At 38.9% G+C, this 11,547-nt stretch carries 8 protein-coding genes; 7 read left to right on the top strand and 1 reads right to left on the bottom strand.

What is annotated here, in order from left to right:
• The first annotated feature begins 227 nt into the window (after positions 1–227).
• The gene (locus tag GH754_RS18525) at positions 228–1,499 is read left to right on the top strand and encodes a replication-associated recombination protein A (protein WP_153730138.1); all 1,272 of its coding nucleotides are present in this window, start codon (positions 228–230) and stop codon (positions 1,497–1,499) included.
• Positions 1,500–1,601: 102 nt separating this feature from the next.
• Positions 1,602–2,285 carry an RsfA family transcriptional regulator gene (locus GH754_RS18520; protein ID WP_153730137.1) on the top strand — a complete coding sequence of 228 codons (684 nt, stop codon included), beginning with the start codon at positions 1,602–1,604 and terminating at the stop codon, positions 2,283–2,285.
• 62 nt (positions 2,286–2,347) lie between these two features.
• Here GH754_RS18520 and yhdJ read toward each other — a convergent pair whose 3' ends face one another.
• Positions 2,348–3,220, bottom strand: coding sequence for an adenine-specific DNA-methyltransferase (gene yhdJ / locus GH754_RS18515; RefSeq protein ID WP_153730136.1), 873 nt, complete (start codon positions 3,218–3,220; stop codon positions 2,348–2,350).
• 215 nt (positions 3,221–3,435) lie between these two features.
• Here yhdJ and GH754_RS18510 point away from each other — a divergent pair, with 215 nt between their 5' ends.
• The 5 genes from GH754_RS18510 (at position 3,436) to argF (ending at position 11,470) form a co-directional block, all read left to right on the top strand.
• The gene (locus tag GH754_RS18510) at positions 3,436–4,689 is read left to right on the top strand and encodes an argininosuccinate synthase (RefSeq protein WP_153730135.1); all 1,254 of its coding nucleotides are present in this window, start codon (positions 3,436–3,438) and stop codon (positions 4,687–4,689) included.
• Positions 4,686–6,089 (top strand): argininosuccinate lyase, encoded by a 1,404-nt coding sequence (gene argH / locus GH754_RS18505; protein WP_153730134.1) that lies wholly within the window; start codon positions 4,686–4,688, stop codon positions 6,087–6,089. Before GH754_RS18510 ends, argH begins: the two co-directional genes overlap by 4 nt.
• A gap of 92 nt (positions 6,090–6,181) precedes the next feature.
• Positions 6,182–7,276, top strand: coding sequence for a carbamoyl phosphate synthase small subunit (locus GH754_RS18500; RefSeq protein ID WP_153730133.1), 1,095 nt, complete (start codon positions 6,182–6,184; stop codon positions 7,274–7,276).
• Positions 7,269–10,514, top strand: coding sequence for a carbamoyl phosphate synthase large subunit (locus GH754_RS18495; RefSeq protein ID WP_153730132.1), 3,246 nt, complete (start codon positions 7,269–7,271; stop codon positions 10,512–10,514). The genes GH754_RS18500 and GH754_RS18495 overlap by 8 nt, the downstream gene beginning before the upstream one ends.
• Positions 10,511–11,470: an ornithine carbamoyltransferase gene (gene argF, locus GH754_RS18490; RefSeq protein WP_228550308.1), complete on the top strand. Its 960-nt coding sequence runs from the start codon at positions 10,511–10,513 to the stop codon at positions 11,468–11,470. Before GH754_RS18495 ends, argF begins: the two co-directional genes overlap by 4 nt.
• The last annotated feature ends 77 nt before the right edge of the window (positions 11,471–11,547 follow it).

The following is an 11,547-nucleotide window of genomic DNA, read 5'->3' as shown; positions in this document are numbered from 1 at the left end:
GTCTTTGCTTCCGAGGAGGCTGAGGCCGTGCCCATGGAAAGCGGAGTATTCTGCCGGAACGGTTTGCATGCACTCAATATTCATCAGAACAACTTAAGGAACATTAAAGAAAGCTAATTACGTCGCATTTTATATCTTTTTAGTCATAAACACCATTACATTAGAAAATAGCCAATTATTAAAAAGTACAAGAAAAGCGGAACGGCCTAAAAAGGAGAAGAGGAACAATGAGTTTACAGCCTTTAGCATATCGAATGAGACCTCAAAATATTGACGAAATCATTGGACAAAAGCATTTAGTTGGACACGGAAAAATGATTAGACGCATGGTGGAAGCCAACCGACTATCCTCCTTAATATTATTTGGACCACCAGGAACAGGCAAAACTAGTATGGCAACAGCCATTGCCAAAAGTCTAGACTTTCCATATAAACAACTAAATGCAGTTGTAGATAAGAAAAAGGATATGGAAATTGCAGTTGAAGAAGCAAAATTCTCTGGTAAATTGATCTTAATCTTAGATGAAGTTCATCGATTAGATAAAGGTAAACAGGATTTTTTACTCCCCCATTTAGAAAGCAATCTAATTACGTTAATAGGGTGTACAACTAGTAATCCATATCACTCTATTAATCCGGCGATACGTAGCCGTTGTCATTTATTTGAGTTATATCCACTTGGTGCTGAAGATGTGAAAGATGGATTGGTTAATGCACTGCAGGATGAAAATATGGGGATGGGTTCCTATCAGACATCAATTACCGATGACGCCATTAACCATTTTGCCTTTGCAGCAAATGGAGATTTACGTTCAGCCCTAAATGGATTGGAGTTAGCCATTACATCTACTCCCAAAAATAGTGAAGGAATCATTGAGATTGATTTAGATACGGCTGAAGAATGTATGCAGAAAAAAAGCTTTACACATGATAAAGACGGTGATGGACATTATGATGTGCTTTCCGCCTTTCAGAAATCCATTCGAGGCAGCGATGTAAATGCAGCCCTCCACTATTTAGGACGATTAATAGAAGCCGGTGATTTGGATAGTATTGGCCGCAGATTAGTGGTTTGCGCCTACGAGGATATTGGACTAGCCAATCCACAAGCCGGCCCAAGAGCACTATCTGCTGTTCAAGCTGCTGAGCGAATTGGTTTTCCTGAGGCGAGAATTCCGTTATCTGTTTCAGTAGTAGAGTTATGCCTATCTCCTAAATCGAACACAGCCTATAAAGCATTAGATGAGGCATTACACGATATTCGGAATGGCAAAAGTGGCGAAATTCCTAAGCATTTAAAGGATGCACACTACCAAGGAGCGAAAAAGCTCGGACGTGGTTTGGAGTATAAATATCCACATAACTATGAGGGTGGATGGGTTCAACAGCAATATTTACCCGACTCTATTAAAGATAGCAGCTATTATCAACCAAAGGATACAGGAAAATTTGAAGCATCTCTAAAACAAGTATATGAAAAAATTAACAGAAAAAAATAGAAAATCCTACTAAATAGAGTATAAACTCCTCTTTTATTGAACAGAATAGAAACAAACAAGGACAAACTATGAATGATTGACATAAAAGAGGAGTGAATGAGAATGGCAAAAGTAAGACAAGATGCTTGGTCCCATGAGGATGATTTACTTTTAGCAGAAACTGTTTTACGTCATATTCGTGAAGGTAGTACACAATTAAATGCTTTTGAAGAAGTAGGTGACAAGCTAAATAGAACGGCTGCAGCCTGTGGTTTTCGCTGGAATGCAGAAGTAAGACGACGGTACGAAAAAGCAATCGAAATCGCCAAACGTCAACGTAAAGAAAAGAAACGCGCAATGGCACAGCAGAAAAAACTGCAGCAGCCTACCGCACAGTCATATCAGCCTTCTACTAGAGAAGTAGTTACACAAACAGCACCAGTTCAACAGGAAACAACTGTTACAGAAACAAGCTTTACAGAGCCTGTAGCAAAATCTGTTTCATCTATTGACGACATTATTCTATATTTACAAGAATTTAAATCTAATTTTGAATCTAACTATCACAGTCAAGCAAAATTAGATCAATTAGAACAAGAGAATGATACATTAAAAGCAGAAAATGAAAAACTAGAAAAACAACTTGCAAAAGTAGAAAAAGAGTATGAAACCATGCAAGAGGATTATCAAGTCTTAATGTCTATTATGGATCGTGCTCGTAAAATGGTTGTCTTTGACGATGACTCGGAATCTTCAAAAGCCTTCCGTATGGAAAAGAACGGAAATCTACAACAGGTTGCTAGATAATACAAAAGCGTTACCTTTCAGCAAGAAGGGTAACGCTTTTGTTAGTCTTATGTATGGCCTCATCACAAATGATCCCTCTTGGATTTATTTTTGGTTTTCCTACTTCGATCTTTGCTTAAGGTCTCACCTTGGTATTCGGTGGTGATTCCCGTTCTTCTTAAACCAATTTTAAAGTAATCTTCATAGAGATCAATCCCTATAGCTTTTCGGCTATTTTGAATAGCTACGGATGCAGTGGTAAAGGAACCAGAAAAGGGGTCCAGCACAATATCTCCTTCGTTGCTTGAAGCCAGAATGATTCGTTCTAGCAAGGCTTCAGGTTTTTGAGTAGGATGATTTTCATACTCATCCATCTTATATCTCACCCGTGCAAAGTGCCAAACATTTCCTGGTACTTTTTTTGTATTGTAGGGCTGAGGAGGTGTCTTTCGATAATCGATAAGCTTTCTTGTCGCCCCTGTTTTTGCTTCAACCATAATCTCTTCATGATTAAAGGTATAGTTATTTTTAGGGCCCTTATTCGCCATGATAATGGGCTCATAGAGGGAACCATATATTTTCTTCGATTGAACGCCGGAGCTATCATACGTCCAAACAATTCTGGATAAAACATTATAATGTTCATTTACATAAATATCTAAATAAGGCATGAATTGGGTAGCTGTCATAAAATAAAACGTGCCTGTTGGTTTCAAAACACGAAAACACTCTTCAATCCATAATTTACACCAATCAATATATGCATACATGCTATCCCATTTATCATTGTTATTGCCAAAGTCTTTTCCTAGATTGTATGGAGGATCAGCAAATATGAGATCCACCGACTCAGGCTTCATGCTTTTTAAAACTTCTACTGCATTTCCTAACACAACCAAACTATTATCATTGCATTCATACGTGAATTCAGTTTGGTTAAATAACTCCTCCCACATGTAAACTGTCACCTACCAAATCTTATTCTTTCGCTTTTCCTATTGTACATGACACAGCCAAGAAATCCTATTGTCTTCCCCATTGCTATTATTCCTTTTTAATTTTTCCGAAAAAAATCACTATTTTGTATTGAATTAATATACCTTTTGTTGCATAATAATTCATACATAATCCAATACTGTTTCGATTTCAGTTAGAAAAGGGGAGAAATCATATGAATAAAGACAAAATTGTTTTAGCATACTCTGGAGGTTTAGATACCTCTGTTGCCATTAAATGGTTACAGGATAAATATAACTTCGATGTTATTGCGGTTGCATTAGATGTAGGTGAAGGAAAGGATCTAGAATTTGTAAAGGATAAAGCGCTCCAGGTTGGTGCCATTAAATCCTACGTTGTTGATGCCAAAGCTGCTTATGCAAAGGAATATGTACTTAAAGCATTACAGGCTAATCTATTATACGAAGGTAAATACCCACTTGTTTCTGCCCTATCTCGTCCACTTATTGCAAAGATTTTAGTGGAAATTGCGGAACAAGAAGATGCGGTTGCCGTTGCCCACGGCTGTACAGGAAAAGGAAATGACCAAGTACGCTTTGATGTCGCTTTTACGGCATTAAATCCAAACTTAAAAATCGTAGCTCCTGTTAGAGAGTGGGCAATGTCACGAGATGAAGAGATTGCCTATGCAAAGCAAAATAACATTCCGATTCCAGTTGATTTAGATAACCCTTATAGTGTAGATCAAAACCTTTGGGGACGCAGTAATGAATGTGGAATTTTAGAGAATCCTGCCGTAGAGCCTCCAAAGGATGCTTATGAGTTAACGGTTGACCCAGTGGATGCACCTAATGAACCTCAAACTATTGAAATTGAATTCCATAAGGGTGTTCCTGTTGCTATCGATGGCGAGTCATTACCTTTAGAAGAATTAATTTTAAACTTAAACAAAACAGCCGGAAAACATGGTGTCGGTCGTATAGATCATATCGAAAATCGTCTTGTTGGCATCAAGTCTCGTGAGGTGTATGAATGTCCAGCAGCTCTTACCTTAATTGCTGCACATCAAGAGCTTGAGGCTCTAACATTACCAAGAGAGGTTTCTCAGTTTAAACCAACAGTTGAGCAAAAGCTAGCTCAAACCGTTTATGACGGATTATGGTATTCTCCTTTAACAAGCGCCCTCAATTCCTTTATTGAAGATACTCAGCAGTATGTATCTGGTAAGGTAAAGGTAAAGCTCTATAAGGGGCAAGCACAGGTTATTGGTCGAGAATCAGATTACTCCTTATATGATGAGGGATTGGCTACCTATACACCAGGTGATGAATTTGATCATGAGGCAGCTTTAGGCTTTATTCAACTATGGGGCCTACCAACGAAGGTCTACTCTTCGGTTACGAAGGAATATGATAACAAGGACCTATCTAATTTAAAAATTGATAAAAAGGAAGCCGTGAAACAATGAAACTATGGGGTGGAAGATTTACGAAACCTACCAATGAACTTGTAGATGAATATACAGCATCAATAAAATTTGACAAACGCCTAGCTGAGCAAGATATAAAAGGTAGCCTTGCCCATGTAGAAATGCTGTCTGAAAATAACATTATATCCAAAGAAGATGCAGAGACCATCTCAAAAGGTTTAAAGACTGTTGCGGAAAAGATAAAAAACAATGAAGTCCACCTTAGTGAGGATCACGAAGATATTCATATGAATGTTGAGAAATTATTAATTGATGAGGTAGGACCTGTTGGAGGGAAACTTCATACAGGTCGGAGTCGTAACGACCAGGTAGCCTTGGATATGCGGATTTATACAAGGGAAGCTACTGTTCTAATTAGCCAGCTGCTTGTGGACGTACAGGAGTCACTGCTAGAACAGGCTAAGGCCAATTTGGATACCATTTTACCTGGCTACACTCACCTACAGCGTGCACAGCCAGTTAGATTTGCCCATCATTTAATGGCCTATGTGTTTATGTTTCAGCGTGATGTTGAAAGATTGTCAGATAGTTATAAACGTGTAAACCAATCCCCTTTGGGTGCTGGTGCGTTGGCTGGAACGACCTTCCCTATAGATCGTCAGTATGCGGCGGACCGGCTCCAATTCCAAGGAATTTGCCCAAACAGCTTAGATGCTGTTAGTGATCGAGATTTCGTTGTTGAATTTTTATCAAATTCATCCTTAATTTCGATGCACCTGTCAAGATTATGTGAGGAAATGGTGCAGTGGTCAAGTGCCGAATTTAATTTTATAGAGTTAGATGACGCCTTTTGTACAGGAAGCAGCATGATGCCGCAGAAAAAGAATCCAGACGTGGCGGAGCTTGTACGTGGAAAAACAGGAAGAGTATACGGTCATCTTATTAGTCTATTGACGATGTTAAAAGGGTTACCGTTAGCCTATAACAAGGATATGCAAGAGGACAAAGAAGGAATGTTTGATACCGTTGACACGTTAAAGGGAGCATTAGCGCTTTTCGCTCCAATGATTTCAACGATGAACGTAAAAAAAGAAAATATGTATCAAGCTGTTATCAAAGATTTCTCTAACGCGACAGATCTTGCTGACTACCTTGTTGCCAAGGATATTCCATTTCGTGAAGCTCATGCCATCGTAGGGGAAATCGTCCTTAACTGTATTCAACAAAATAAATATTTATTAGACCTACCTTTATCTGAGTTCCAACAGTATTCCGATTTTATTGAAAATGACATTTACGATGTACTTACGCCTGAGGCTGTAGTAGATGCGCGTGATGTCGTAGGAGCAACAGCAAAAAGTCGGGTAATAGAGCAATTTGAGCAAGCATCTCGACTTATTGAATTAAACAAAGAATGGATCAAAGTTCATGAATCCTAATCATGAGCTTTGATTATCTTTTTGATTCAGATGTATAAAAATTAATTAAAATGTATAAATATGTGTAACATTGTGGAAAGGGTGTACATGGAATGGCAGACAATATCGGTTATCTTACCTTAAGTACGGGGGATGTATTAACGGGAAAATGGTTGTATAAAACTTGTCCCTCACAGGGAGAAATGGTTTTTAACACGGCGATGACAGGCTATCAAGAGGTAATGACAGACCCATCTTATGCAGATCAAATTGTAACCATGACCTATCCTTTAATCGGAAATTACGGTATTAATGATCTAGACTATGAGAGCATAAAGCCTTATCTTTCAGGACTCATTATTTCATACCCATGCCCAACTCCAGATCACTATGAGTCTAAGTACACGTTATTGGACATGGTCAAAAAATATGAAATCCCTACCCTGTATGATATTGATACACGTGCATTAACCCGCATTATCCGTAAATCTGGTGAAGTGTATGGAAAAATTACAACAAACAAGAGAGATTTTCCAACAATGAAACAGGTTGACTCCAATATCGTTCAGAAGGTCTCTATTACAGAACCCTACACTTGGAAACCATCCAAACCGACTTATAAAAAATTAAGCGTTGTGGTGATGGATTTCGGTTTCAAGCATTCCATATCGAAAACGTTACATGATATGGGTTGTGAAGTAACCATTGTCCCATTCAACACTTCATTTCAGCAAATCAACAGTCTTCATCCAGATGCAGTCGTATTATCAAATGGACCAGGAAACCCAAAAGATTTAAAGGGTTTATTCCCAACCCTTAAACAAATTACCAATCACTATCCTACTTTAGGAATTTGTTTAGGTCATCAATTAATCGCCCTCGCACATGGAGGTGAGACGAAACGACTCCCATATGGGCACCGAGGCAGCAACCATCCTGTAAAAGACTTAATAACTGGAAAGGTATTCATTACCTCGCAAAACCACGGTTATGTAGTGGAGTCTGAGTCCTTACATGCTCAAGAATGGAAAGTTTCTCATATCAATGTGAATGATCAGTCTGTAGAAGGCATGGTTCATCACAGTAAGCCAATTATGGCCGTTCAATTTCATCCTGAGGCCCATCCAGGTCCAATGGATTCATTCTACATTTTCTCACAATTTATGAAGCTGATTTCGACGACTAAAGGGGAGAAACAACATGCTTAGTAATCATGCCATTCAAAAGGTATTAGTTATTGGCTCAGGTCCTATTGTAATCGGGCAAGCAGCTGAATTTGATTATGCGGGTACACAGGCTTGTTTAGCCCTAAAAGAAGAAGGTATAGAGGTCGTGTTAGTCAATAACAACCCAGCAACCATTATGACGGATCCACATATAGCTGATCACGTTTATTTAGAACCACTTACATGTGAATCTGTAACACACATTATTGAAAAGGAACGACCTGATGGACTACTTGCTACGCTCGGGGGGCAAACAGGATTAAATTTGGCACTATCCTTAACCGAAGCAGGTGTATTAAACCGATACAATGTAGAGCTTTTAGGTACTCCACTTGATTCTATTCAAAAGGGTGAGGACCGAGATAAATTTAAATCGATGATGGTCGAAATTGAAGAACCTATTGCCGAAAGTATTTCAACTGACTCTATTAGTGAAGCTGTTACATTTGCAACCTCTAGTGGCTACCCCATTATGATCCGTCCCGCTTATACATTAGGTGGCGCTGGCGGAGGTATCGCAAAGAATGAAGAAGAACTGAAAGGTATCGTCAAGCAAGGCATTCAGTTAAGTCCTATTAATCAAGTATTAATTGAACAAAGTGTAAAGGGCTGGAAAGAAATCGAATTTGAGGTGATGCGGGATGCAAATGATACCTGCATCATTATTTGTAGCATGGAAAACATTGACCCTGTTGGTGTTCATACGGGGGATAGTATGGTCGTGGCCCCAGCCCAGACCTTGACTGACAGGCAATACCAGATGTTAAGAACTACTTCTTGTAAAGTGATTCGAGAGCTTGGGGTTGTGGGAGGATGCAATATACAATTTGCCGTTGATCCTGATAGTGATGGCTATGTCATTATTGAGGTCAATCCAAGGGTCAGCCGTTCCAGTGCTTTGGCTTCTAAAGCAACTGGATACCCAATTGCAAGTATAGCAGCTAAGCTTGCCCTTGGTTTCCATTTAGATGAAGTCATCAACCCAATAACAGGGAATACGTATGCAAGTTTTGAACCGGCTATTGATTATGTTGCGGTTAAACTTCCTCGTTTTCCTTTTGATAAATTCCCACATGCAGACAGGAATTTAGGTACACAAATGCAAGCGACCGGTGAAGTGATGGCCATAGCTCGTAATATTCCAGCTGGGATTTTGAAAGCTATACGATCGCTTGAAATTGGGCTCGATTATTTATACTTGCCTACCTTATCTACCTGGTCTGACCAAAAGCTACTAGACGAACTAAAATACGCAACAGATGAAAGGATTTTTTTATTAGGTGAAGCTTTACGGAGAGGTTATACAGTTGATGAGTTACATCGTATAACAGAAATTCATACATTTTTCCTTAATGAGATTTCCACCATTATTCAAGTTGAAAAACGCTACAAGCAAAAGGATTGGAAGACAATTAACCCTGAGGATTGGGGTATGGTAAAGCAGCTTGGCTTTTCGAATCATACATTAGCAGAGTTTCTCGGGATTGACGAAAAAATAGTTGAAAACGAACTTAAAAAGCTGACACTTGCCCCGTCCTACAAAATCGTCGATACATGTGCAGCTGAGTTTTCAGCAGACACTCCCTATTATTACAGTTCGTGGAATGAATTCGATGAAGTAGAGACATTAACTGCACCAAAAAAGACACTGGTCATTGGTTCGGGTCCAATTCGAATTGGGCAAGGCATCGAATTTGATTATTGCTCCGTTCAAGCCGCCTTATCCTTAAAACAACAGGGAATCTATTCTGTCGTTATGAATAATAATCCAGAAACGGTAAGTACGGACTTTAATACAGCGGACCACCTATACTTTGAGCCACTCACAGAAGAGGATGTGCTCCATGTTATTGAAAAGGAATATATAGAGAGTGTACTCGTTCAATTTGGTGGTCAAACGGCTATTAACCTAGCTGAAGGCTTACACAAAAAGGGAGTTAAAGTAGCTGGAACCAGTATTCAAGCCATCAATCAAGCTGAGGATAGAGATGAGTTTTACCAACTACTAGCCGAACTAAATATTCCGCACATACCAGGTGAGACCGTTTCAAGCTTTGAGGATTCAACTCATGTTGGGAGCCAATTAGGTTATCCCCTACTCATACGTCCATCCTATGTCATTGGCGGCCAAGGAATGGCTGTAATTGAGAATTCTACAAAGCTAGAACAATATTTACGTAATCTCCAAAGTGAAACGACGAATTCGAAAATCTTTCCGTTATTAATGGATCGGTTTATTCAAGGAAAGGAAGTTGAAATTGACGCAGTTTGTGATGGAGAGGACATATTGATCCCAGGTATATTTGAGCATATTGAACGGGCAGGGGTCCATTCAGGAGACAGTATAGCAGTATTCCCGGCACCTTCCTTAACCACATCACAAAAAGAAAGAATAAAGACCTATACGGAGAAAATATCTAAAAAGCTCAATGTACAAGGTTTAATGAATATTCAATTTGTTATTAGTGAGGAACATGACCAAGTATACGTATTGGAGGTCAATCCAAGAGCATCAAGAACCGTACCCATCTGTAGCAAAGTTACCGGAATCCCGCTCATTGACATAGCCACTAAAGTTCAAATGGGCGAGTCGTTGGCATCTCAACATTATCCTTTAGGTTTACATGAGGATATCCCATTTTACGCTGTGAAAATGCCAATCTTTTCAACACAAAAGCTTAAGGGTGTAGATACGTTCACAGGTCCAGACATGAAATCGACTGGAGAAGCCATTGGACTTGGTTCAACTGTTGGTAAAGCAATGGTTAAAGCCTTTCAATGGAGCGAAAATAGCTATCAGCATATCACAGCCAGAGACCAAATCTTTATATCTACTAGAGATGTGTCACCTACCGAATGGCAAAATCTATGTACAACGCTGTCTAAATTAGAGGCAAAAATCGTTGCGACTCAAACTACATCTGAATTACTAGAAAAAGAAGGGGTAACGGTGACAGAAATCATTACAATGGACGATGCCATTATTCGTTGTCAGAAGGATGATTTCAGCCTTATCTTTAGTAATCTAGAACATGATCCAAAGCATATCAAATTAAGAGAGCAAGCCTTGAAAACAGGAACGCACAGTTTTACAGCAATCGAAACATGTAATGCTTTTTTAAACGCCACCTTTGAAGCATTGGAAAAACCTAATTCCATTCAACACTATTTAAATCAAGTGAAAGAAAATGAGCAAATAAAGGAGAGTGTTTCCAAATGAATGACCCCATTCCAATTCATATGAAATCTAATTTAAAGGGAAAGGACTTTTTAACGCTACAAGATTTCTCAAGTAGTGAAATTCAATATTTATTAGAATTAGCTACAGATATTAAGCAAAAACAAAAGAAGGGAATCGTAGCCCAGCCACTAAAAGGAAAAACATTAGGCATGATTTTTGAGAAATCTTCAACAAGAACAAGGGTCTCTTTTGAGGTTGGAATTTATCAATTAGGTGGCATGGGACTGTTTTTAAGCTCAAATGATATTCAGTTAGGTAGAGGGGAAACCATTGAAGATACGGCTAAAATATTATCCGGATATTTAGATGGAATTATGATTCGAACCTTTTCACAAACCGATGTAGAAACATTAGCCAATCATGCAAATATCCCTGTCATTAATGGTTTAACAGACCTTTTCCACCCCTGCCAGGTACTAGCAGACTTACTCACTATACAGGAGCATAAAGGGTCACTAGAAGGTCAAAAGCTAGCTTATATTGGGGATGGCAATAATATGGCTCACTCCCTATTAATTGGATGCGCTAAGGTCGGTATGGATATTAGTATTGCTACACCAAAGGGATACGAACCTGACCTACAAATTTGTGAAGAAGCTAAATCCATTGCTTTAAATACCGGAAGTACAATTGAGATACTTGAAGATCCTAAACAGGCTGTAAAAAATGCTGATGTTATATATTCAGATGTGTGGGCAAGCATGGGGCAGGAAGAGGAACAAAAAATGCGAGAGCAGCAATTCCATTCATATCAAGTTAATCAGCAGCTAATCGAATTAGCGAAGAAAGATGTATCTTTTATGCATTGTCTACCGGCTCACCGCGGAGAAGAAGTAACAGTAGAGGTCATAGATGGTCCCCATTCTATTGTATTTGAGCAAGCGGAAAATCGTTTACATGCACAAAAAGGCTTAATGGTGGCTTTAATGGGATAGATTTATATATAGAAGGATACTATCAAAGACACAAAGTAAAAACCCCTTAGGATTAAAATCCCAAGGGGTTATTATTA

It is taken from the genome of Salinibacillus xinjiangensis (genome assembly GCF_009649735.1).
Classification (GTDB): domain Bacteria; phylum Bacillota; class Bacilli; order Bacillales; family Alkalibacillaceae; genus Salinibacillus; species Salinibacillus xinjiangensis.
This window is presented reverse-complemented; position numbering and strand designations above follow the sequence as displayed.

Coding starts and splice junctions, on each gene's coding strand:
- yhdJ (WP_153730136.1), bottom strand. CDS start 3,220: ATGTGGGAGGAGTTATTTAACCAAACTGAATTCACGTATGAATGCAAT.
- GH754_RS18510 (WP_153730135.1), top strand. CDS start 3,436: ATGAATAAAGACAAAATTGTTTTAGCATACTCTGGAGGTTTAGATACC.
- GH754_RS18525 (WP_153730138.1), top strand. CDS start 228: ATGAGTTTACAGCCTTTAGCATATCGAATGAGACCTCAAAATATTGAC.
- GH754_RS18495 (WP_153730132.1), top strand. CDS start 7,269: ATGCTTAGTAATCATGCCATTCAAAAGGTATTAGTTATTGGCTCAGGT.
- GH754_RS18520 (WP_153730137.1), top strand. CDS start 1,602: ATGGCAAAAGTAAGACAAGATGCTTGGTCCCATGAGGATGATTTACTT.
- argF (WP_228550308.1), top strand. CDS start 10,511: ATGAATGACCCCATTCCAATTCATATGAAATCTAATTTAAAGGGAAAG.
- GH754_RS18500 (WP_153730133.1), top strand. CDS start 6,182: ATGGCAGACAATATCGGTTATCTTACCTTAAGTACGGGGGATGTATTA.
- argH (WP_153730134.1), top strand. CDS start 4,686: ATGAAACTATGGGGTGGAAGATTTACGAAACCTACCAATGAACTTGTA.